Origin of the sequence: Bradyrhizobium sp. CCGB01 (genome assembly GCF_024199795.1) — a bacterium.
GTDB lineage: Bacteria > Pseudomonadota > Alphaproteobacteria > Rhizobiales > Xanthobacteraceae > Bradyrhizobium.
The window spans coordinates 1502695-1525866 of record NZ_JANADK010000001.1 but is presented as its reverse complement, the minus strand read 5'-3'; the positions used below and the strand labels follow the sequence as shown (position 1 = coordinate 1525866).

The 23172-nt window shown below is 65.3% G+C and carries 21 protein-coding genes; 9 read left to right on the top strand and 12 right to left on the bottom strand.

Going from position 1 to position 23172, the window contains the following annotated elements:
- Positions 1 to 49 precede the first annotated feature (49 nt).
- A complete protein-coding gene (locus NLM25_RS06900; RefSeq protein ID WP_254136506.1) occupies positions 50 to 1087 on the top strand; it encodes an AraC family transcriptional regulator in 1038 nt (345 codons plus the stop codon).
- Between the two features lie 2 nt (positions 1088 to 1089).
- On the opposite strand, the gene NLM25_RS06895 is transcribed toward NLM25_RS06900, so the two are convergent.
- On the bottom strand, positions 1090 to 2301 hold the full coding sequence (locus NLM25_RS06895) for an NnrS family protein (RefSeq protein WP_254136505.1): 1212 nt from the start codon (positions 2299 to 2301) through the stop codon (positions 1090 to 1092).
- Positions 2302 to 2457: 156 nt separating this feature from the next.
- Here NLM25_RS06895 and NLM25_RS06890 point away from each other — a divergent pair, with 156 nt between their 5' ends.
- The gene (locus tag NLM25_RS06890) at positions 2458 to 3168 is read left to right on the top strand and encodes a Crp/Fnr family transcriptional regulator (RefSeq protein WP_254136504.1); all 711 of its coding nucleotides are present in this window, start codon (positions 2458 to 2460) and stop codon (positions 3166 to 3168) included.
- 248 nt (positions 3169 to 3416) lie between these two features.
- Here NLM25_RS06890 and NLM25_RS06885 read toward each other — a convergent pair whose 3' ends face one another.
- On the bottom strand, positions 3417 to 3614 hold the full coding sequence (locus NLM25_RS06885) for a DUF1858 domain-containing protein (RefSeq protein ID WP_027561005.1): 198 nt from the start codon (positions 3612 to 3614) through the stop codon (positions 3417 to 3419).
- Positions 3615 to 3797: 183 nt separating this feature from the next.
- Positions 3798 to 5150, bottom strand: coding sequence for an oxygen-independent coproporphyrinogen III oxidase (gene hemN, locus NLM25_RS06880; RefSeq protein ID WP_254136503.1), 1353 nt, complete (start codon positions 5148 to 5150; stop codon positions 3798 to 3800).
- Between the two features lie 158 nt (positions 5151 to 5308).
- On the opposite strand from hemN, the gene NLM25_RS06875 reads away from it, so the two are divergent.
- The 3 genes from NLM25_RS06875 to NLM25_RS06865 all read left to right on the top strand — a co-directional run bounded on the left by NLM25_RS06875 (position 5309) and on the right by NLM25_RS06865 (position 7778).
- The gene (locus NLM25_RS06875; protein WP_254116200.1) at positions 5309 to 5515 is read left to right on the top strand and encodes a hypothetical protein; all 207 of its coding nucleotides are present in this window, start codon (positions 5309 to 5311) and stop codon (positions 5513 to 5515) included.
- Positions 5516 to 5752: 237 nt separating this feature from the next.
- Complete coding sequence (nirK, locus tag NLM25_RS06870; protein ID WP_254136502.1) at positions 5753 to 6850, top strand: copper-containing nitrite reductase; 1098 nt, start codon at positions 5753 to 5755, stop codon at positions 6848 to 6850.
- A gap of 52 nt (positions 6851 to 6902) precedes the next feature.
- On the top strand, positions 6903 to 7778 hold the full coding sequence (locus NLM25_RS06865; protein ID WP_254136501.1) for an SUMF1/EgtB/PvdO family nonheme iron enzyme: 876 nt from the start codon (positions 6903 to 6905) through the stop codon (positions 7776 to 7778).
- Between the two features lie 73 nt (positions 7779 to 7851).
- On the opposite strand, the gene NLM25_RS06860 is transcribed toward NLM25_RS06865, so the two are convergent.
- A complete protein-coding gene (locus NLM25_RS06860; protein ID WP_254136500.1) occupies positions 7852 to 8502 on the bottom strand; it encodes a 3-oxoacid CoA-transferase subunit B in 651 nt (216 codons plus the stop codon).
- Positions 8503 to 8575: 73 nt separating this feature from the next.
- The gene (locus NLM25_RS06855; protein ID WP_011089830.1) at positions 8576 to 9283 is read right to left on the bottom strand and encodes a CoA transferase subunit A; all 708 of its coding nucleotides are present in this window, start codon (positions 9281 to 9283) and stop codon (positions 8576 to 8578) included.
- A gap of 272 nt (positions 9284 to 9555) precedes the next feature.
- Between NLM25_RS06855 and NLM25_RS06850 the strand changes: the two genes are divergently transcribed.
- The 4 genes from NLM25_RS06850 to NLM25_RS06835 all read left to right on the top strand — a co-directional run bounded on the left by NLM25_RS06850 (position 9556) and on the right by NLM25_RS06835 (position 14873).
- Complete coding sequence (locus NLM25_RS06850) at positions 9556 to 11445, top strand: AsmA family protein (RefSeq protein ID WP_254141124.1); 1890 nt, start codon at positions 9556 to 9558, stop codon at positions 11443 to 11445.
- 208 nt (positions 11446 to 11653) lie between these two features.
- Entirely contained in the window at positions 11654 to 13039 is a 1386-nt protein-coding gene (locus tag NLM25_RS06845; RefSeq protein ID WP_254116197.1) for an ABC transporter substrate-binding protein, read from the top strand.
- Positions 13040 to 13137: 98 nt separating this feature from the next.
- Positions 13138 to 14010: a carbohydrate ABC transporter permease gene (locus NLM25_RS06840; protein ID WP_254116196.1), complete on the top strand. Its 873-nt coding sequence runs from the start codon at positions 13138 to 13140 to the stop codon at positions 14008 to 14010.
- Positions 14007 to 14873, top strand: a complete 867-nt coding sequence (locus tag NLM25_RS06835) for a carbohydrate ABC transporter permease (protein WP_254116195.1) — start codon at positions 14007 to 14009, stop codon at positions 14871 to 14873. The genes NLM25_RS06840 and NLM25_RS06835 overlap by 4 nt, the downstream gene beginning before the upstream one ends.
- A 113-nt stretch (positions 14874 to 14986) precedes the next feature.
- On the opposite strand, the gene NLM25_RS06830 is transcribed toward NLM25_RS06835, so the two are convergent.
- The 7 genes from NLM25_RS06830 to NLM25_RS06800 form a co-directional block, all read right to left on the bottom strand.
- On the bottom strand, positions 14987 to 17014 hold the full coding sequence (locus NLM25_RS06830) for a methyl-accepting chemotaxis protein (RefSeq protein ID WP_254136499.1): 2028 nt from the start codon (positions 17012 to 17014) through the stop codon (positions 14987 to 14989).
- Positions 17015 to 17028: 14 nt separating this feature from the next.
- The gene (locus tag NLM25_RS06825) at positions 17029 to 18012 is read right to left on the bottom strand and encodes a TRAP transporter substrate-binding protein (protein ID WP_254136498.1); all 984 of its coding nucleotides are present in this window, start codon (positions 18010 to 18012) and stop codon (positions 17029 to 17031) included.
- A gap of 123 nt (positions 18013 to 18135) precedes the next feature.
- Positions 18136 to 18633, bottom strand: coding sequence for a DUF6622 family protein (locus NLM25_RS06820; protein ID WP_254136497.1), 498 nt, complete (start codon positions 18631 to 18633; stop codon positions 18136 to 18138).
- Between the two features lie 13 nt (positions 18634 to 18646).
- Complete coding sequence (locus tag NLM25_RS06815) at positions 18647 to 19459, bottom strand: ABC transporter permease (RefSeq protein WP_254136496.1); 813 nt, start codon at positions 19457 to 19459, stop codon at positions 18647 to 18649.
- A 4-nt stretch (positions 19460 to 19463) separates the two neighbouring features.
- Entirely contained in the window at positions 19464 to 20378 is a 915-nt protein-coding gene (locus NLM25_RS06810; protein WP_254136495.1) for an ABC transporter permease, read from the bottom strand.
- Positions 20375 to 21547, bottom strand: a complete 1173-nt coding sequence (locus tag NLM25_RS06805; protein WP_254136494.1) for an ABC transporter ATP-binding protein — start codon at positions 21545 to 21547, stop codon at positions 20375 to 20377. The genes NLM25_RS06810 and NLM25_RS06805 overlap by 4 nt, the downstream gene beginning before the upstream one ends.
- Before the next feature lie 118 nt (positions 21548 to 21665).
- Complete coding sequence (locus tag NLM25_RS06800) at positions 21666 to 23117, bottom strand: glycerol-3-phosphate dehydrogenase (RefSeq protein ID WP_254136493.1); 1452 nt, start codon at positions 23115 to 23117, stop codon at positions 21666 to 21668.
- Positions 23118 to 23172: the final 55 nt, after the last annotated feature.

The following is a 23172-nucleotide window of genomic DNA, read 5'->3' as shown; positions in this document are numbered from 1 at the left end:
ACTTTACATTTCGGGACATCTGCGGGAATGGCTGGCAGGAACGGGTCGCATGATCGACCTCATTCGCAGCGCAGGCTTGAGCTACTACCCGGATGTTGCCCGGTCGGTGGGACTCGACCCGAAGCAAATGATGCGCAAGGTCAGGCTGCCGCTGGCCGTGCTCGACAAGCCCGATACGCCCATTGCCGTGACCAGCCTGCGCCGCCTGCTCGAATTGTCGGCAGAAGCGTCAGGTGCCGAAGATTTCGGCTTGCGGCTCGCCGAGCGCGGCGGTCTGACCAACTTTGGCGCGGTCGGCCTGATCGTGCGCGAACAGGCGACCGTCGGCGAGGCCATCGAAGCGTTCTCGCGCTTCATCCATGTCCATCACGACGGCATGAAGCTCGACGTCACCAGGGACAAGCAGACCGTGACCATCACGCTGCATTTGCGCGGCCGGCAGCCGACCGCGCTGCGCCAGTCGATCGACATGGCGCTGGGCAGCATCCACCGCATTCTCCAGTCGCTGTTCAGCAGCGATTGGCGGCCGCTCGAGGTGCATCTGCATTATTCGCCGCCGCACGACCGCAAGCGCTACCGCGACTTCTTCGGTTGCCGCGTGACCTTCAATGCCGATGACGACGCGATCCTGTTGTCGGCGCGCGACATGGAGCGGCGGATTCCGAGCGCGCATCCGCTGATCGCGAGCTATCTGCGCAAGCGGATCGAGGCCATCGAGACGCGGCCGGCAAGCTGGGAGCAGAAGGTCGACGAGGTGGTACGCATCCTGCTCGCGAGCGGCGACTGCACGGTCGAGCGCGTGGCCGAGCATCTCGCCTGCACCCGCCGCACCGTCCATCGGCACCTCGCCGAAGCAGGCACCAGCTTCTCCGCGATCCTCGACGCGCAGCGTGCCGATCTCGTGATCCAGCTGGTCGACGACGCCAGCCGGCCGCTGGCGGACATCGCCACGCAGCTCGGCTTCTCCGCGCAGAGCGCGATGGCGCGCTGGTTCCGCGGCCGCTTCGGTTGCACCGTCACCGAATGGCGCAAGGGCGTGCGGCCGCTGGCAAAGCCGTCCGGCGTTCCTTCGGCCAGCGCGGCTTGAGCTCAGCGTGCCGGGGCCGGCACGCCCATGATGGCCAGCGCGCGGCGGGGGTTGCCGGCGAGCAAGGGGCCGAACGCGATCGCAAAGCCGAGGAACGCGACAACCCAGCCGCAGGCGGCGATGTGCAGCAGCACATCGCCATGCGCCGGTAACACCACGGCGGCGACCCGTGCCACCGCCGCGACGATGATCGCGACGTAGATGCCTTGCGTCGCGGGCGCGGCCGTCAGCGCCTGCCCGGTATGACCGAGGCTTGCGCGCGTCATCACCGCGAGCGTCATGGTTCCGGCCGCGCCAGCCATCCAGGCATGAATGCCCGCGCTCGGCGGCAGCGCGCCGAAGACGGCCAGGGCATGCAGGATGAAGCCGAGCGGCACGAAGACGTACCCGACATGCAGGATCAGCAGCAGCCGCTCGCGTGTGGTGCGATCACCGGCCCAGCGTGCGAGCCGGACCAGATGCAGCACGCCGACGAGCGCCACCACCACCCCGGTCATCGCATTCAGCGGCGTTACGATCCAGGCGATGAGCGCGAGCGCGCTCAATCCGATCACCGCGCCGTCGAAGCGCCCGAACGGCACCGGCAGGCGGCCGGGATTGAACTTGACCAGCCAGTTGCGGGTGAAGCTCGGGATGATGCGGCCGCCGATCAGCGAGATCATCAGCACGACCACACTGATGCCGACGCGGATGCTGACATCGGCCGCGCCCTCGAAATGCGCTTCCAGATGGAACGCGACATTGCCGGCGAGCAGCACCAGCACGAGCACCACCACCGGCAGATTGCGCCAATTGCCGCCGGCGATGATCTCACGCGTTGCGGCCGCGACGACCAGCGCCAGGAAGGCGGCATCGACGACCAGCGCGAACGCCCAACCGATATCGGCGGACAGGGTCACGGCAAACCGTCCGGCAAGCCAGACCACCAGCAGCGCGCCCAGCGACGTCCCCTGGATCGGCAGCCGCCCGGTCCAGTTCGGAATCGCCGTGAACAGGAATCCCGTGATCACCGCCGGCAGGAAGCCGTAGAGCATCTCGTGGACGTGCCAGTCGCGCGGCGCGAAGGCGGAACTGACGGATAATTCGCCGTAGAACATCGGTAGCCAGACCAGGATCGACAGCCCCGCCTGGATCGCGGCGAGCAGGAAAAAGGGCCGAAAGCTGTTCGCAAACAGCGGCCAGCCCTCAAAATTGCGGGATCGGGCGCCAGCCATGGGGGCAACTCCTGTGAATTCGGACCGTTACTTGAATGGTCACTTGGAAAAATACTGCCGTCCGGGCGGTCCGTTTTGCGCTATCGCAAACTGCCTGACGATTGCAGGTGCCATCACACTCCCGAGCGCCAAACTCCTGAGCGCCAAGGAGGCAGAATGGCCAAGGTCGACACATCGCTGGTTGCGCATTTGCCGCTGTTCGCCGGCGTCAAGCCGGAGGACCTCGACGAGATCCTGCGCGAGGCCCGTTCGGCGCGTTATCCGAAGAACACAGCCATTTTCGAGCAGGGCGCCGATGCGCAATCCTTCTTCCTGCTGCTGCACGGCCATGTCCGCGCGGCCAAGACCACGCCGACCGGCGAGCAGATCGTGGTGCGCTATGTCGCCCCCGGCGAGACCTTCGGGCTCGCGATGGCGATCGGAGCCGCGCATTATCCGGCAACCGCGATGGCGGTCGACGACAGCGTGGTGCTGATCTGGCCGAATTCGGCCTGGCCGCGGCTGATCGAGCGGTTTCCGGCGATCGCCGCCAACACGCTCCAGACAGTCGGCGCGCGGCTGCAGGAGAGCCACACCCGCATCCTGGAAATGTCGACCCAGCAGGTCGAGCAGCGCGTCGCGCATGCGCTGCTGCGGCTCGCAAAACAGTCCGGCAAGAAGCTCGACCATGGCATCGAGATCGACTTCCCGATCAGCCGCCAGGACATCGCCCAGATGACCGGCACCACGCTGCACACCGTCAGCCGCATCCTGAGCGGCTGGGAGAGCCAGGGCCTCGTCGAGAGCGGCCGTCAGCGCATCATCCTGCGCGATCCGCACAGGATCGTGGTGCTGGCGGAGCGGACGGCGGACAGCGGCCCGGCGTAGCTCCTCTCCCTCTCCCCGTTCTTACGGGGAGAGGGTTGGGGTGAGGGGCGCTCTCCACACGTGAGATCGCGGTGGGACCTGTACCCCCTCACCCGGATCGCAAGAGCGATCCGACCTCTCCCCGCAAGCGGGGAGAGGTGAACACCACCGCGAGCTCGGAAAATAGGGGTGAGGGCGCTTCCGCTTACGGCGAAAAGTGCGCCCTCACCCGGGAATCCGCGCGCGACCCGCGCGAACTCCAACCCGCCTCACGCCGGCACGCATTCGCACAGCGCAGCGAGGAATTTGTCCTGGTCGATGCCATGCTCGCGGCAGGCGTCTTCCACGGTGTGGAAGGTCGCGATCGGACAGCCGACGCAGGCCATCCTGAAGGCGAGAAACACGCGGATCGTGTGCGGCGCCGTGCGCATGATGTCATCGACCAGATCGTCGGATCGGAAGGGCATGGTCAACTCCGTTCCGAAGTGACGATAGCGGAGCGGGGTGGTGTTTCTTTGTTGGAGCGCAAGCTGCGCTGTCATTCCGGGGCGCGCGCAGCGCGAACCCGGAATCCATCAGGCAGCACGTGACGCAGAACAATGGATTCCGGGCTCGCGCCAAGTGGCGCGCCCCGGAATGACGGAGGGAGCCTACACCGCCCTGCTATGCAACTGCTTCCCCGGATCCAGATGCGCGTCGAACGCGGCAGCAACGCTGCGGACCAGGAAGCGCGAGTCGTTTGCGACCGCGAGCCGGTCGCCGTCGAGCCTGACGATGCCGTCCGAGATCAGCGGCTTCAGGCGCGCGGCCGATTGCAGCATCGCTTCGGGCTGTGCGCCATGGCGCGCGCAGATGTCGCCGAGATCGGCGCTGAACTCGCACATGATGCGCTCGATGATGTCGGCGCGCAGCCGGTCGTCGTCGGTGAGCCCGTAGCCCTTGGCGGTGGCGAGGCGACCAGACGCGACGCTTTGCGCATAGCCTCCGATCTGCACCTCGTTCTGCACATAGCCCTGCGGCAGATGTCCGATGGCGCTGGCGCCGAAGCCGATCAAAACCTCACCCCTGTCGGTGGTGTAGCCCTGGAAATTGCGGCGCAACGTCCGGTCCTCGAAGGCGACGGCCATGGCGTCGCCGGGGCGAGCGAAATGGTCGAGCCCGATCTGCACGTAGCCGGCTTCCTTCAGCGCATTGGCGATCGCGCAGGCCTGGTCGTGACGCGCAAGGCCATCGGGCAGATGGTTCTCGTCGATCATGCGCTGGTGCTTCTTGAACGCGGGCACATGCGCATAGCCGAACACCGAGAAGCGGTCGGGCCCGAGCGCGAGCGAGCGCCGCACGGTGTCCAGGCACGAGGCAACGGTCTGGTGCGGCAGGCCGTAGATGAGATCGAAGTTGATGCCCTTGATGCCCGCATGCTGGAGCATGTCCACGACGGACGCCGTCTGCTCAAAACTCTGCACGCGGTTGATCGCGCGCTGCACGACCGGATCGAAGCTCTGTACCCCGAGGCTGGCGCGGTTGACGCCGGAGAGCCGCATCGCCTCCACCATCCCTGATGTCAGCGTGCGCGGGTCGATCTCGACCGCGATCTCGGCCGACGGCAGCACGAAGAACGAATGGCGCATCGCCGCCATCAATTCGGCAAAGGCCTCCGGCGCCATGATGGTCGGCGTGCCGCCGCCGAAATGGATGTGCTCGACCTTGATGCGGCGGCCGATGGTTTCGGCGACCTGTGCGATCTCGCTGCGCAGCGTCCGCTGATAGGCCGCAATCAGCCCGTCGCGGCGGACGATCTGGGTATGGCAGCCGCAATACCAGCACATCTCACGGCAGAACGGCACGTGCAGGTAAAGCGACGCGCCGGCGCCCGCGGGCAGCTCGGACAGCCACCTTGCGTAAGTATCTGCACCGATCGCCGGCGAAAAATGCGGCGCGGTCGGATAGCTCGTGTAGCGCGGCAGACGTTCTTCGCCATAGCTCGCTGCGAGATCTGTCCTCATGTCTTACCCATTCGTAAATCGATGCCGCGCGGTGGCGCGGCAATCCCGGATGGCATTGGATTACCCGTTTCCGGGCGGACCACCTTGCGCTCGCTCAAAGTCTGGGCGCCTGATCGCGAGCATGATGACGTTCAATCATTGCTTCCTGGAGATAGGCCATGACGTCGCTCGCGCTCGATCTCGTTCTCTGGCTCACCGGCGTTCGCGGCCATATCCCGCGCTTCGACGATTTTCGTCCCGTACCCGCCACGCCCACGGCGGGCGCAGGTCATATCGTGCGCGCCGTCGCGATCACGGCTGCCGTCTTTGCCGCACTGTCGCTCGCGGTCTGGGGCACGGTCTGGATTGCGATCCAGCTTCTCTAGTCGACAACCAAACATTCGCGATCAAAACGCAGTTGAAGATGCGAACGATTTGCCTCTGGCGAAATTGAGCCGCGCGGCAACGCGTCCTTCGCATCGTCGATGCGATCTTCGGCAAACCTCTTAAGGATTTTACCGGAGACGAATCCGGCAAAAGCTTGTCGCAGCGCAAACACTCTTGCCGCAACAGGCGCACACTGCATCCGTCATCAAAACCCTTTCAGATGAAGGATGCTTCCGATGTTCACCCGCAGAGCCGCATTGATCAGCGCCGCCGCGACCGCCTTGATTCTCGCGACACCCACGTTCGCGGCCAGCGAGCTCAAGCTGCCGCGGCAGAAGGTCGAGCTGGTCGCCCCGCCCTTCGTGCATGCGCATGAGCAGGCCACGACGCAGGGCCCCAAGATCATCGAATTCAAGATGACCATCGAGGAGAAGAAGGTGGTCATCGACGACAAGGGCACCACCTTCCAGGCCATGACCTTCAACGGCTCGATGCCGGGCCCGCTGATGGTCGTGCATGAGGGCGACTATGTCGAGCTGACGCTGGTCAATCCCGCGACCAGCACCATGCCGCACAACATCGACTTCCACTCCGCGACCGGCGCGCTCGGCGGCGCCGAGCTCACGCTGGTCAATCCCGGTGAGCAGGTCGTGCTGCGCTGGAAGGCAACGCGGACCGGCGTGTTCGTCTATCACTGCGCGCCGGGCGGCCCGATGATCCCCTGGCATGTCGTCTCCGGCATGAACGGCGCGGTGATGGTGCTGCCGCGCGAGGGCCTCAACGACGGCAAGGGCCACGCGCTGAAATACGACAAGGTCTACTATGTCGGCGAGCAGGACATGTATGTGCCGCGCGACGAGAAGGGCAACTTCAAGTCCTACGACTCGCCGGGTGAAGCCTTTACCGAGACCGAAGAGGTGATGAAGAAGCTGATCCCCTCCCATGTCGTGTTCAACGGCAAGGTCGGCGCGCTCACCGGCAAGAACGCGCTGACCGCCAAGGTCGGCGAGAACGTGCTGATCGTGCATTCGCAGGCCAATCGCGACAGCCGTCCGCACCTGATCGGCGGTCATGGCGACTATGTCTGGGAGACCGGAAAATTCTCCAACGCGCCGGAGACCGGCCTGGAGACCTGGTTCATCCGCGGCGGCTCTGCGGGAGCAGCGCTCTACAAGTTCCTGCAGCCCGGCATCTACGCCTATGTCACGCATAATCTGATCGAGGCCGCGGACCTCGGCGCCACCGCGCACTTCAAGGTCGAAGGCAAGTGGAACGACGATCTGATGACCCAGGTGAAGGCGCCTGCGGAGATACCGGTTCCCAACACCAACTAGACGCGACAAGGGGCCGGTCATCACCGGCCCCTTCTTTCTTCGGGGGACGACTATGTTGATCGCATTCAAGCTGAAGCTGCTGCTCGCCTGCGCCGCCGGGCTCGCAGGGCCGATCGCGATGGCACCGCTGGTCACCGACATCGCGGTGCACGGCACGGCGACGGAGCCCGCCATCATCAGGGTCGCGCCCGGAGATCTGTCCTATCGCGAAGCCGGCGATTTCACGCGCGGCGGGCGGCAGGCCGAAGTGCCGTTGCGCGCGATGCGCTTCAATCGGCCGCTGCACATCATGCGGCACCAGGTCTCGTCATCCGACTATCGGCTTTGCGTGCAGGACGGCGCCTGCCGTGCGCTCGATCGCGGCGTCGCGATTGCGTCTGATCGTCCCGCGGTACAGGTGAGCTGGCATGATGCGCAGGCCTATGCGGGCTGGCTGTCGCGCAAGACCGGCCACAACTACCGCCTGCCGAGCGATGCCGAATGGGCCTTTGCGGCAGGCTCCCGCTTTAGGGATGATGGCGCGCCGGTGGACGCAGACGATCCTTCGAAGCGTTGGCTCAGCCGCTACGAGCGTGAATCCGAGCGCGACCTCTCCGACACGACGGCCTATCCGTTCGGCAAGTTCGGCGCGAACGAGCATGGCATCGAGGATCTCGCCGGCAATGTCTGGGAATGGACCTCGACCTGCTTCGTGCGCTCGCGGATCGACGAGACCGGCAATGCCGGCCGGGCGACCGTGAATTGTGGCGTGCGTGTCGCCGAGGGGGCGCACCGCGCCTACGTCACCGACTTCATCCGCGACGCCCGCGCCGGCGGCTGCGCGCAAGGCGTGCCGCCCGCCAATCTCGGCTTCCGTCTGGTCCGCGAGGAGCCGTCATGGGTCGCGAGCGTGTCGGCGCGGTGGAGCAAGGTGTGGGCGAGGTCGTAACCGAGAACGTCGCGCCGCAAACGAAAATGGCCGGGACGACGCCCGGCCATTCACGCTTATTACGACCGCTGTCTTACGTGTTCTTCAGCGCGACGCGGAATTCGGCTTCGGTCTTGGCCTTGACCTCGTCGAGCGAGACGCCGTCGGCGAGCTCGATCAGGGCCATGCCACCATCACCATGCTTGTCGATGGTGAAGACGGCGAGATCGGTGACGACCATGTCGACCACGCGCTCGCCGGTCAGCGGCAGATTGCACTTCTTCAGCAGCTTCGAGCCGTCCTTGGCTGAATGCTCCATCACGACGACGACGCGCTTGACGCCGGCAACGAGGTCCATCGCGCCGCCCATGCCCTTGACCATCTTGCCGGGGATCATCCAGTTGGCGAGATCGCCGTTCTGGGCCACCTGCATGGCGCCGAGGATCGACAGGTCCATGTGGGCGCCGCGGATCATGCCGAAGGAATCCGCGCTCGAGAAATACGAGGTCGAGGGCAGCTCGCTGACGGTCTGCTTGCCGGCGTTGATGAGGTCGGCGTCCACCTCGTCCTCATAGGGGAACGGTCCCATGCCGAGCATGCCGTTCTCGCTCTGGAGGCTGACATCGACCCCGTCGGGGATGAAGTTCGAGACCAGCGTCGGGATGCCGATGCCGAGATTGACGTAGTAGCCGTCGCGCAATTCCTTCGCGGCGCGCGCGGCCATCTGTTCACGGGTCCAGGCCATCTTCGTCTCCTGTTATTGCTGGCGCATGATCTTGCCGGAAAACCGGTGTCCACTTTTCCGGATCATGCGCGCCTCAAGCTGCCGTGCGCGGGCGGGTGTTGCGGAATTCGATGCGCTTCTTGGCCGTACCGACCTCGACGATGCGCTTCACGAAGATGCCGGGCGTGTGGATGTGGTCGGGATTGAGTTCACCGGCCGGAACCAGATGCTCGACCTCGGCGACCGTGATCTTGGCGGCAGTCGCCATCATCGGGTTAAAGTTGCGCGCGGTCTTGCGGTAGATGAGGTTGCCGGCGGTATCGCCCTTCCAGGCGTGCACGATGGCGAGGTCGGCGAACAGGCCGCGCTCCATCAGATACTTCTCGCCGTCGAACTCCTTCACTTCCTTGCCTTCGGCGATCAGCGTGCCGACGCCGGTCTTGGTGTAGAAGGCCGGGATACCGGCGCCGCCGGCGCGGATGCGCTCGGCCAGCGTTCCTTGCGGATTGAATTCGAGTTCCAGCTCGCCGGCCAGGAATTGCTGGGCGAACAGCTTGTTCTCGCCGACATAGGACGAGATCATCTTCTTGATCTGGCGGGTTTCGAGCAGGCGGCTGAGGCCGATGCCGTCGACGCCGGCATTGTTGGAGACGACCGTCAGGCCCTTGACGCCGGACTCGCGGATCGCGTCCGACAGCTCCTCGGCGATGCCGCAGAGGCCGAAGCCCCCCGACATGATCATCATGTTGTCTTTCAGAATGCCGTCGAGAGCCGACTTGGCGTCGGGATAGACCTTGTTCATGCAAATAACCTTCGACTGAACCTTCGGCGGGCAGGCGTCGCGCCTCATTGGCGGCGATTATTAGGCGAAATCCTCCAAAGCCGTCAATGATACGGGGTTCTCCGTTCCGCGCCCGGGTGATAGAAGCTGCCCACGCCGTGGGCAGAACCGCCCGCGGCCTTGAAAGCGACAAGAAAACCCATCAAGTTGCGGGGGTTGGGTGTGGGCATGCAGGTTTTCCGGCCCGCCCTTCTGGCTCCAACGACCAACCCGATCAGGACATGCCATTGACCATGGCCCAAGGAATGAAGCGCCTCGGGACGCCGATCGCGGCGCTGCTCGGCGTCGCGCTGATCGCCCTGATCGCGACCTCCTGGCTCATCAACCGCGACGCACTGCGCAAGGCCGTGGAGGCGCAGATCCGCGACGTCACCGGGCTCGAGCTCAGCGTGGCAGGGAGCATCGATATCTCGGTGCTGCCGGCAAGTTACATCTCCTTCCATGACGTCGGCCTGAAGGGCGGCGGCACCAGCGACCCGGCTCTGCATGTCGACGTGCTCACCGCCAATCTCCGGCTGCTGCCGCTGCTGCTGCAACGCTTCGAGATCGCCGACCTGACGCTGCTCCGGCCTCGCATCCATGTCAGCCTGAAGCAGGATGGCGAAAGCAACTGGACGCCCTTCATCCAGACCATCGCGCGCACCATGAAGCCGGGCGCCGACAACCAGGTGTCGTTCTCCGAGATCAGGATCCAGGACGGTGTGCTCAATTACGAGGACGCCGTCACCCACGCCTCCGAGAAATTCGAGGATATCGACCTGTCGCTGGCCTGGCCCTCGATCTCGCGGTCGTTCGCCGCGACCGGGCAATTCGATTGGCGCGGCGAGCGCGTCGACGGCTCGATCAGCTTCGCCGACTTCGTCGCCGCCCTCTCCGGCGACCGCTCCGGGCTGAAGGCGCGGATCGCCAGCGCCCCGCTCAAGCTCGCCTTCGACGGCAGCGTCGCCAACCGCACCAGCCCGATGATGGAAGGCACGCTCACCATCGACAGCCCGTCCTTGCGCAACGCGCTACGCTGGACCGGCCAGCCGCAGCCCGGCAGCGGCGGCTTCGGCCGCTTCGCGCTGAAGGCGCGCGCCAATGTCGTCGGCGCCTCGATCGCGCTCACCAACGTCAATGTCGACCTCGACGGCAACACCGCCGAAGGCGTGATGACCTACGCCAATAACGGCCGGCAGACGCTGCAGGCGACACTCGCCGCCGACGCGCTCGACTTCACACCCTACATCTCGACCTTCCGCCTGCTCGCCAGCGGCGCCCGCGACTGGAACAGGCAGCTGTTCGATCTCAACGGGCTCTCGACCACCGACCTCGACATGCGCCTGTCGGCAGCCAGGCTGACGGTCGGGACGTCGAAACTCGGCCGCACCGCGATCGGCGCCAATTTGCGCAACGGCACGCTGGCGCTCTCGGTCGGCGAAGCCCAGGTCTATGGCGGCATCGCCAAGGGCTCGTTCGGGATCGCGCGCTCCGACACCGTCGCCGACGTCAAGGCGCAATTCCAGTTCACCGATGTCGATCTTCAGGCCTGCGCCTCCGAATTGTTCGGCCTCAACAAGCTGTCCGGCCGCGGCAACATCAACGTCTCGCTGCTGGCCTCCGGCTCGAGCCCGTTCGGCCTCGTGCAGTCGCTCGACGGCACTGCCACGGTGACCGGGCACGACGGTGCGATTTCGGGCTTCAACGCCGAGCAACTCCTGAAGCGGCTGGAGCGGCGGCCGCTGTCGGGCGGCGGCAACTTCCGCAGCGGCTCGACCCCTTACGACACCCTCACCATCGCGGTGAGGTTCTCCGACGGGATCGCCACCGCCGAGGACATCCGCATCGAAGGCCCCGCTGCGAAGATCACGCTGACGGGCACCGCCTCGGTGCCGACGCGCGAATACGACATGAAGGGCGTGGCGAGCCTCAACACGTCGTCCGGCTTTCAACTGCCGTTCATGGTGCAGGGTCCCTGGGACGATCCCCTGATCTTCCCCGACCCTGAAAGCCTGATCCGCCAGTCGCCGGCGGCGTCGCCCTTCCTCGACCTGCTGAAGCGGCGTATCACCGGTGAGAAGCACCCTGCGCCGACAGATTCGCCGACGGCCGAGAATGCCAAGGACAACGCAAAGTCCAACTGAGGACGGCGATCGTCGGGCGCTACCGGATCATCGCGAATTGATCCGGCCGAATTGATGCGGCGATTGGATCGATGCGCGCATTAAGCATCTGGTCCGGCCCAACACCCCACGACCTATGTCTGACAAGATGCCGCTAGATCGGCTGACGGCCATGCGCTAGTGTTTTATACGACCGGTTAAAAACACCGGCCGTTTGAGGGAGAAAAACGTGAAATCCAAGGCTATTGGCGCAGTATCATTGGCGGTCGCTGCGGTTGGGCTGTTTGCGGCCACTGCACCCGCTTTTGCGCAGCAGAAAACGATCACGGTCTGGTGGGGCAAGGGCTTCTATCGGTCCGAAGACGACGCGCTGATCGACACGATCAAGAAGTTCGAAGCCAAGACCGGCATCAAGGTCGAATTGTCGCAGTACGCGATCCAGGACATGATTCCGAAGACGGTCGCCGCGCTCGATGCCGGCACCGTGCCCGATGTCGCCTATTCCGATTCCTATGACGTGCAGGCGCAGGGCAAGTGGGCCTATGAGGGCAAGCTCGAGGACCTCTCGGACGTCATGGAGCCGATCAAGGGCCGGTTCGTGCAGAACACGCTGGATGCCTCGATCCTCTACAACGACGTCACCAAGAAGAAGGCTTATTACGGCTTTCCGCTGAAGCAGCAGAGCATGCATGTCGAGATCTGGAACGACATGCTGGAGAAGGCCGGCTTCAAGCTGAGCGACATCCCGACCGACTGGGCCGGCTACTGGACGTTCTGGTGCGACAAGGTGCAGCCGGGAATCCGCAAGGCGACCGGCCAGCGCATCTACGGCGTCGGCCAGCCGATGGGCGTGGAATCCACCGACGCCTTCCAGTCGTTCTACACCTTCATGGACGCCTATCACGTCAAGCTGGTCGACGACGACGGCAAGCTCCTGGTCGACGATCCCAAGGTGCGCGAGAACCTGATCAGCGCGCTGAAGGACTACACCGACACCTATATCAAGGGCTGCACGCCGCCCTCCTCCACAACCTGGAAGGACCCGGACAACAACGTCGCTTTCCACAACAAGACCATCGTGATGACCCACAACTTCACGATCTCGATCGCGGCGAAGTGGTTCGAGGACTCGCAGAACCAGGCTCTCACCCAGGAGCAGCGCGACGCCGGCAAGAAGGCCTATGAGCAGGACATCGTCACGGCGTCCTTCCCGAAGGCGCCGGATGGTTCAACCATCCGCTACCGCTCCGACGTCAAGACCGGGCTGGTGTTCACCGCGGCCAAGAACAAGGCCGAGGCCAAGCAGTTCATCAGCTTCCTGCTCCAGGAAGAGAACGTCCGCCCCTATATCGAGGGCGCGCTCGGCCGCTGGTTCCCGGTGACCAAGGAAAGCCAGGCCAGCCCGTTCTGGCAGGCCGACAAGCATCGCAAGGCGGTCTACGCACAGTTCACCGGCGGCACCGCGGCGTTCGACTTCACCAAGAACTGGAAGTTCACGATCCTCAACAACGAGAACGTCTGGGCCAAGGCGATGAACCGGGTCGTCAGCGAGAAGGTCCCGGTCGACAAGGCCGTCGACGAGCTGATCGCCCGCATCAAGCAGGTTGCAGGCTAAGTTCTCTTTTCTTCCTCTCCCCGCTGGCGCGGGGAGAGGCGAAACGCTAATACCGGCCGCCTCGTGCGGCCGGAAGTCCTTTCAAAGAGTCCTGAAGAATGGCGATCACGCTCTCTGGCGATCAGTCGATGCCCGCTCCGCCCTTGTCGTCGCGGCTGACCCCGGCGCAGGTCTGGGGCATCGTGCTGCTCGCGCCCTATCTGCTCGTATTCCTCGCCTTCGTCGTCTATCCCGTCTGCTACGGGCTGTGGCTCGCGCGGGCCCCGTCGAACTATGTCGCGCTGTATCACGATCCGATCTTCGCGCGCGCCGCGGTCAACACGCTGATCTTCCTGGTCATCGGCATCAACATCAAGATGCTGATCGCGCTGTTCCTGTCCGGCTTCTTCGCGCAGCAACGCACCTGGATCAAATGGCTCTCGGTGATCTTCATCCTGCCCTGGGCGGTGCCGTCGATCCCGACCATCCTGTCGGTGCGGTTTATGCTCAATCCCGAATGGGGCGTGATCAACCACATCATCTTCTCCTTCACCGGCGATGACGGCCCGAACTGGCTGAACGACCCGACCGTGGCGCTGGCCATGGCGATCGGCGTGCACATCTGGAAGTCGCTGCCGTTCTGGACGCTGATCCTGATCACCGGGCGCCTTGCGATCCCGCATGATCTGTTCGAGGCCGCCGAGGTCGACGGCGCGAGCTGGTGGCAGAAATTCCGTTTCATCACCTGGCCGTCGATGCAGACCCTCTACATCACCTGCACGCTGCTCTCGATGATCTGGACGCTCGGCGATTTCAACAGCGTCTATCTGCTCACCGGCGGTGGCCCGGCTGACCTCACGCACGTGCTGGCGACGCTCGGTATCCGCTATCTCCGGCTCGACCAGCTCTCGCTCGCGATGGCTTCCATCGTCTGCGCGATGCCGTTCGTCCTGCCGCTCGTGTACTTTATGATGAAACGGTTGTCGCGATGAAGCTTCCCGGCGTAAGCGAATTTTCCTGGCGCGACGTCGCGACCGAAGCACGGTTGCTGCTGATCGGCATTCCCGTGTTCCTGTGGACGATGATTCCGATCTACCACATGTTCCTGTTCGCGATCTCTCCGAAGGAGGACGCGTTCTCGGGCAAGCTGTGGCCGGATCATCCGACGCTGCACAACTTCGAGATCGTGTTCAAGCAGCAGCACTACTTCCTGCGGGACTTCTACGTGCAGTTCTGGAATTCGCTGGTGATCGCCGCATCCGTCGGCGTGCTGACGCTGGTCATCGCGACCGCCGCGGCGTTCTCGATCTCGCGGCTGAAGGTGCCGGGCGGTCGCGCTGTGCTGAACCTCGCGCTGTTCACCTACTTCATCCCTGCGGCGTTCCTCGCCGTGCCGATGTACCGCACCATGGGCAATTACGGCCTGCTCAACAATCACTGGTCGCTGATCCTGGCCATGGTGACGATCGCCAGCCCCTACGCGATCTGGGTGCTCAAGCAGGCCTCCGACAAGCTGCCGGTCGAGCTCGACGAAGCCGCGGTGATGGACGGTGCCACGACGCTCCAGATCTTCCGCCTTGTCTACCTGCCGCTGATGATGCCCTCGCTGGTCGCGATCGGCACCTATGCCGTGCTGCTCGCCTGGAACGAATATCTCTACGCGTTCCTGCTGCTGTCCAACGACCGCGAGATCACCCTCCCCGTCGCGCTCGGCAACTTCCTCGCTGCCGACGATTCGCCCTGGGAGCTGTTGATGACCACCGGCTTCATCTACGCGCTGCCGCCGGCCGCGGTCTATTACGCCTTCCGCCGCTACATGGTGGGCGGGCTCACGGCGGGTGCGGTGAAGTCCTGACGCAACAGGGCGCATCGGGGCGCCCGCAAGCAGGGCGTTCGAGCGACAACGTGGACAATAGCGGGTTGTCCACGCCTGCTCTAACCGCGCAGCCACGGCGCGCGCAAAGGCCCTCAGGCCGCCTTGCGCACAGTCTGCAGAAACTCGGCGACAGCTGCCTTGAGAGCGCGTGCCTGATCTTGCAATGCTGAAGCCGCCGTGAGTGCGGCTTCGGCACCGGCATCGGTCTCGCCGGCCACGGTACGGACGGCGCCGACCTGGTCGGTCACGGCCGTGGTGCCGTTGGCGGCCTGCTCGACATTGCGCGCGATCTCGCTGGTTGCCGCACCCTGCTCCTCGACGGCTGAGGCGATCGTCGTCGCGATCTCCGTCATCTCGGCAATGGTTCTGCCGATCTGGCCGATCGCAGCGACCGACTGCCCGGTCGAGCCCTGGATCTCGGCGACGAGCCCTGCGATCTCCTCGGTGGCACGCCCGGTCTGGGTTGCGAGGCTCTTCACTTCGTTGGCGACCACGGCAAAACCCTTGCCGGCATCGCCGGCCCGCGCCGATTCGATCGTGGCATTCAATGCCAGCAGGTTGGTCTGGCTTGCGATCGCCTGGATCAGTTGAACCACAGTGCCGATCCGCTCGGCCGAATCCGACAGCGCGCGCATCAGCGCCTCGGTACGCGAGGCCTCCGCCTTGGCCTGATCCGACACCGATACGGAGCGCGCGACCTGGCTCGAAATCTCCTTGATCGAGGCGGCGAGCTGATGCGTCGCGGCCGCGACGGTCTGCACGTTCGAAGACGCCTGGGCCGACGTCGCGGCGACCTGCTCGGCCAGCGAGCGACCGCGCTCGGCGACGCGGGCGAGACTTCCGGCGCTCTGGCCCATCTCCTCGGCGCGGCTCGAGACGCCGCCAATGACGCCCTCCATGCCGCGATCGAAGCGGTCGGCGAGCTGAGCCATCATCGACGCGCGTTCTGTCTCGGCTGCGGCACGCTGCGCGGCAGCGTCCTGCTCCATGCGCCGGACGGTCTGCGCGCTCTGGCGGAACACCTCGACAGCTCCGGCCATATGACCAATTTCGTCGCCGCGCTCACCGCCCGGGATTGCCTCATCGAGCTCGCCTGCCGCAAGGCTCTGCATGCGCAAGGTCATCTGACCGATCGGGCGCGACACGCTGCGTCCGATCAGCCAGGCCAGCAACGCGCCCAGGATGAGCGCGAACGCGGCCACCGTGAACACGAGATTGCGGGTTTGATCGACCGAACCGGCCGTCAGCCGGCTCTGCTCGGTGCGCGTCGCACCGAGGGCCCGGCTGATCTCGGCCGCCTTGGCGTCGATCGCGCTGCTGGACTTGACGAGATCGGCCTGCGCCTTGCGCAGCTCGCCCATCGCGGCAGACAGCTCCGTCAGCGTCGCCGATTGATCGGCAAGCACCTTTTTCAGGGCCGCGATCAGGTTCTTCAGTCGCGGCGCTTCGACGTTGGCGATCTCCGCCTCGCTATCGGCCACCGCGGCCAGCGCGTAGCCGATCGTCATCCCGGCATCGTCGGCGTCGACCTGGGCCTGAGTGATGGTGAAACGCAGCATCGAGACGCGCATCGCATCCACCGTACCGGCCAGACGCAGCGGCTGGAGCAGACGGTCAGGCTGGTTGGCAAGCGTCACATTGATCGCGCCAACGTCGAGGCCTGCCGAGGCGCCGAGCGCCTCGCTCTTGGTGCTCGCGCTGCGCAGACGATCGACCGCGGCGGCAACAGCCGTGAAGGATTTGCGATAGGTGCCGAGCGCATCGACCAGCGCGCTCCGGCCGGCGGCAATCGCCGGCAGGCGGGCGAACTGCTGATCGACCTGGTCAAAGGTCTGGCCAAAGCCGTCGATCGCCTTCATGGCGCTATCGCGGTCGCCGAGATTGCGCGTCCGGATGAACTTCTCGGCGGTGACGTTGGACGAGAGCAGCGCGGCATGCACCCTCGCCATGCCGGCATCGCCGTCGGCGCTGGTGACGAGCTCGCCAACAGTGCCGCCGATCTCGGACAGCCGCATGACGGCAAGCAGCGCCAGCACGCAGAGGAAACCCAGGACCAGCGTGAAGCCGCCGAAGATGCGCGGGCGGATGCCGATGCGCGACAGGAGCAATGACAGGTTCATGATGTTTCCCGCGATTACGGCGTAGCCCGGATCCGGGCGAGCAGATCCTTGCCGAAGCGCTTCTCGAATTCGGGCTCCAGGGGCTTCACGGCGTCGATGAAGGGTTGGCGATCGACCTTCTCGATGATCTCCATGCCGGCCTTGCGCAGCTCCTCGATCTTCTTTGTCTCTTCCGCGACGCCACTCTGCCAGGTCGCCTCCGCACCGGCCTTGGCCGCGGCGATGATCGCGGCCTGGTCGGCGGGCTTCAGGGCCTGGAACACGTCGCGATTGGCGACGAAGGCGATCGGCGCGAAGAAATGCCCGGTCAGGCTGGCATATTTCTGCACTTCCTCGAGATGGCTGGTGGCGATCGTCATGACCGGGTTCTCCTGCCCGTCGATGCGGCCATCCTTCAGCGCGGAATACACCAGTGTGAACTCCATCGGCACGACCTCGGCGCCCAGCGCCTTGAAGGTCATCTGATAGACCTCGTTCGGCAGCACGCGGATCTTCAGGCCGCGAAGGTCCGCCGGAGAATGAATCGGCCGCTTCGAATTGGTGACGTTGCGAAAGCCCTGCTTGCCGATCGCGAGCAGCACCAGTCCCTTGTCGGCGAAATGCTTGGCGAACAGCGCGCCAACCGGCCCCTCTGCGACCGCCTTGGCCTGCGCCGCATCACGAAACAGGAACGGCACGTCGAACACACCGAACTCGGGCACGGCGGAGCTGACCACCGAGCCGGACAGCGTCGCCATGTCGACCACACCGCCGCGCATGGCGGCAAGGATCGCCGTCTCACTGCCCAGCGCGTTGCCGGCGCGTGCATCGAGGATGATGCGACCCTGTGCGAGCTCGGCGAGCTTGCGACGAAATTCGTCGGAGCCGATCTGCTGCGGCGACTGCGGCGAACCGTTGTACAGCAGCGACACCATCTGCGTCGCAGCAGCCGACGGCCGAACAGCAAAACAGAATAAAGCCAGAACCGTGCTGGCCACACCAACGTAAAGCCGCTTCATCGCCCCTCTTCCCCAAGCGAGGCGACGATAACGAGATAAGCTATATGAATTGTTAACCTAGATTCCGGGCGGTGCCCGAGCACCATAGGCGTCCGGCTTCACCGCGCACTCCGGTCGCACTGATCATCTCCCCGCGCTCTTGCGTCGATACGCGACCAGCAGCGCAATGGTCGAACCTATGAAATAACCGGCGGTGGCGCCGGAGATGGCACGCCCAATGATGATCGCGAGCGCGCGGTCGCTGGCATCGATCGCCGAGATCACGCCGACCGCATATTGAAGAGAGAACACGACGACGTTGCGGATCAGGGCAAAGGCGCTGCCCGGCCGGATGATCTCACCGGTGTTGTGATCCACATCGAAAGGCTGCGGCGTCAGGACGCCTAGCGGCAGCAACGCCAGTGCGGCCGCGATCCAGGCGACCAGCGGCCACGCGTTGTCCTGAGGACTGAAGCCGATTCGCGAAATCCCCCAGACGATGAACACGACCGGCACGATCAGCGCGCGCCAGATCGGCGTCGTGCGCGGCTGCATCGCCTGAACACCCTGCCACACCAGATAGGCGAACAGGATCCAGACCCAGACCGGCGTATGGATCAGGACCTGGTAGGCGAATGTCATGATCAATCCTCCCCTACAGCGGCGCCGCGCTCTCGCCCTGCGAGCTCGACAATTTCGAGGCCAGCGAGGCGATGACGATGACCACCGCGATCAGGGCAATCACCAGGGTGCAGATCGCGTTGATCTCGGGCTTCACGCCGAGCCGCACCTCCGAATAGATCCGGATCGGCAGCGTCGCCGAGCCGGGCCCGGTGGTGAAGCTCGCGATCACGAGATCGTCGAGCGACAGGGTGAAGGCCAGCATCCAGCCCGCCACGATCGCGGGCGCGATCAGCGGCAGCGTCACGGCGACGAACGCGCGAACCGGGTTGCAGCCGAGGTCCATCGCAGCCTCCTCCAGCGAACGATCCAGCGAGCCGAGGCGGGACTGCACGACCACCGCGACGAAGCACATCGTCAGCGTGGTATGCGCGATCGTCACCGTCCAGAAGCCGCGCTCGGCGTTCAACGCGACGAACAACAGCAGCAGCGACAGACCGGTGATCACCTCGGGCATGACGAGCGGCGCGTAGAGCATGCCGGAGAACAGCGTGCGCCCGCGAAACCGCTCGCCGCGCGACAACGCAACGGCTGCGAGGGTGCCGAGCAGCGTGGCGATGGTCGCGGAGGAAGCCGCGACCCTCACGCTCATCCAGGCCGCCTCGATCATGGCGCGGTCATTGAAGAACTCGTGATACCAGCGCAGCGACCAGCCGCCCCACACCGTCACCAGCCGCGAGGCGTTGAAGGAATAGATGACGAGGATGAGGATCGGCAAGTAAAGGAACGCCAGCCCCAGCGCGAGCGAGGCGATGTTGAAGCGGGACAGGCGGGAGACCTTGCGCATCGCCTCACCGCCCCTGTTCCAGTTGCCGCTTCTGGAGCCGCTCGTACAGCAGCAGTGGCACCAGCAGCACCGCGAGCAGCACGATGGCCGCCGCGGACGCGACCGGCCAGTCCTTGTTGGTGAAGAATTCGAGCCACAGGGTCTGGCCGATCATCAGTGAGTTGGACCCGGCCAGAAGATCCGGGATCACGAACTCGCCGACGATCGGGATGAAGCACAGCAGCACACCCGCGCCGACACCGGGCAGCGACAGCGGAAAGGTGACGAGCCAGAACACCTGCCACGGCGGCGCGCCGAGATCAGAGGCCGCCTCCTCCAGCACCGGCTCCATCTTCGCGAGCGTGGCGTAGAGCGGCAGGATCATGAACGGCAGATAGGAATAGACGATGCCGATATACATGGCGCTGTCGGTCGAGAGCCACACCACCGGCTGGCTGACCAGATGCAGAGCCAGCAGGATCTGGTTGAGCAGGCCGTCGTGCTGGAGGATGTTGATCCAGGCGTAGATGCGGATCAGGAACGAGGTCCAGAACGGCACGATCACCAGCACCATCGCCACCGCCTGCCAGCGTTTCGGCAGCCGCGCCATGCCGTAGGCGATGGGATAGCCGATCAGCAGCAACAGCGCCGTCGCGGTGAGAGCGACGGTCAGGCTGCGCACATAGGCGAACACATAGATGTCGTCCGAGGCGAGCAGCTTGAAATTGTCGATCGACAAAGCGGCAAAGGCCGCCGTCAGCGCCTCCCATCCCGCAGTCAGGGCGAACACCGGCTCGTAAGGCGGCTGCGCGATCGCGGTCTGCGACAGGCTGATCTTGAGCACGAAGCCGAACGGCACCAGGAAGAACAGCACCATCCAGACATAGGGCGCGATCGCGGCAAAACGCGCCGGTCGCGCGAAGATGCGGCGGGAGCTCATGACGGCAGCACCACGCAGTCGTCAGGCGTGAACCAGGCGACGACGCGCTGGTTCAGGCTGTAGGCGTCGACGTCGAGGCGCGCGCTGTTGGCGACGGAAGCCTGTATCATCCCGCCCGTATCGAGCTTCACCTTGTAGGTGGTGGTGCCGCCGAGATAGCAGATGTCCGCGATCACGCCGTCGAGCGTATTGATCGCGGTTTCACGACCGGCCTCGCTCACCGGGCCGCGGCGCGACAGCTTGACCTTTTCGGGACGGATCGCGATCGAAAATTTTCCTGCGCCAAGTGGCTCGCGCGGCTCGGCCACCACCAATGCACCTGCATCACGCGTGCCAATGACGAGGCGGTGACCGTCGCGCAATCTGGACTCGCCGTCGAACAGATTGACGTCGCCGACGAACTCCGCGATCCAGCGCGAGCGCGGCGCCTCGTAGAGCTCGCGCGGGGGCGCAACCTGGACAAGCTTGCCGTCCCTCATCACGCCGATCCGGCTCGCCATCGTCATCGCCTCCTCCTGGTCGTGGGTGACGATGATGAAGGTCATGCCGAGCCGGCGCTGCAATTCCATCAGCTCGCCTTGCGTGCTCTCGCGCAGCTTCTTGTCGAGCGCCGCGAGCGGCTCGTCGAGCAGCAGTAACTGCGGCCGGCGCGCCAGCGCGCGGGCCAGCGCCACGCGCTGGCGCTGGCCGCCGGACAGCTGGTCGGGCTTGCGCTTCTCCAGTCCCTCGAGCTTCACGAGCGCGATCATCTCCGCGACGCGCGTCGCGATCTCTGCACGCGCCATGCCGGCGCGCTTCAGGCCGAAGGCGATGTTGTCGCGCACCGACAGATGCGGAAACAGCGCGTAGTTCTGGAACATCATGTTGATCGGCCGCTCATGCGGCAGCGCCTGCGCGATGTCCTTATCCCCGAGCAGGATGCGCCCCTCGTCCGGCGCCTCGAAGCCGGCGAGCATGCGCAGCAACGTGGTCTTGCCGCAGCCGCTGGGCCCGAGCAGCGCGAAGAACTCGCCGGCCTTGATGTCGAGCGACACGCCGTCCACGGCCCGGAACGTCCCAAAGGTCTTGGCGACGCCCTCGATGCGCAGCAGCGGCTGACCCGCCACAGGGGGCGCATCTCCGCCGGCCGCTTTCGCCGCGGCGTCTGTTCTGGGCAATTCGTCCGTCATGGTCCCTGCCAACCCCGATTCCGCCGCACGCTAGCGGCCGATCGGCGTTTGCTCAACCGGTCCGGCAATAACTTACATTGCAGTCTGTGGCCCGGATGGAGCGCCAGCGTAGTCCGGGCTACGCCATGAATGCCGCCAGCGCGTCACGATCGGCGGCCGGCATGGTCAGGCCGAGCTTGGAGCGGCGCCACAGGATGTCCTCGGGGAAGCGCGCCCATTCGTGGGTCATGAGATAGCGCACCTCGGCGCCAGTCAGTTCGGGGCCGAAGGCGGGGCCGAGCTCTTCGCGCGTCTTCGCCTCGCCCAGCACCGCCGGCAATCGCGAGCCATAGGCCGCGACCAGGCGCTGGGCCTGCGGCTCCGAGAGGAAGCGCCAGCGGTCGCGTGCGAGGTCGACTTCGGTGTCGAAACGATCCCAGGCAAAATCGCCGCCGGGCAGCGCGGCGCCGGCGGTCCAGCGCGGCGACATCGGATAGAACGGCGTCAGCCGCGTCACGGCCCGCTCCGCGCGCAGGCGCGAGGTGGTGACGTCGCCGCCGAACATCGTGATCAGCGGCGCCTTGCGCCGGCGCGCGTGGAACAGCGCCGTGCCGTCACGCCGCCGCGCGGACGCCGGCGTCAGGTTGACGCCGGAGACCGCGCGCACCACGTCGGTCGGCGCAACGCGCTCGCGGAAGTAACGGCTGGCCGCCTCGCAGAGATAGCTGACATCATCCCCTCGCATCGCGACGATCGCGGGATCGCCGGTGAAGTCGCGCGTGACCGTGCCGATCAGCGTGAAATCACGCTCAAGAGGGCTCGCGAAGATCAGTCGGCCATCGCTGTTCTGGAAGACGTAGACGTTGTCGGACTCGAACAGCCTGGGCACGATGATCTGGCTCATCTGCATCGCCGCCATGGCGGGCTGCGGCTGCCGCAGCACGGTCTCCGCGACCATCGAGGTCCAGCCGCCGGTGGTGTTGGCGAGCGACCGGGCCGTGATCGCGCGGCGATGGCCGCGATCGACCACCGCGAGGCGCCAGGTGTCGGTTCGATCGGCGCGGACACAGCGAGCCCCGGTCCGGATCGTCGCGCCACGCTCGGCGGCATCCAGCGCCGTGAGCACCACCAGGCGGGAATCGTCGACGACGCAGTCCGAATATTCGAAAGCCGTGCCGAATGGCCGTTTCAATGCGTTGCCGACCGGATGATGCGTGATGTCGAGCGTGGTCGATCCCGGCAAGCCGCTGCGGTTCGTCAGGCTGTCATAGACATAGAGCCCGGCGCGCAGCAGCCAGGGCGGGCGCTCCTCGGAATGGGCCGGGATCACGAAGCGCATCGGCCGGACCAGATGCGGCGCGATGGCAAGCCAGGTCCGGCGCTCGGCCAAAGCCCGGCGCACCCGCCAGAAACCGCGGCGCTCCAGCACCGAGAGATCGCCATGGATCAGCCGCGGCGTCGCCGACGAGGCGGCGCCGCCGAGATCGCCCTGCTCCAACAGGATGACGCGCAGGCCGCGGCCGGCCGCATCGCGGGCGAGGCTGACACCGTTCAGGCCGCCGCCGATGATCGCAAGGTCGTAATCCGCCATGAATCCGTCGAATGGGAGCTGAGCGCTCGCCATCACTAGAGCCATTTCCGTTCCG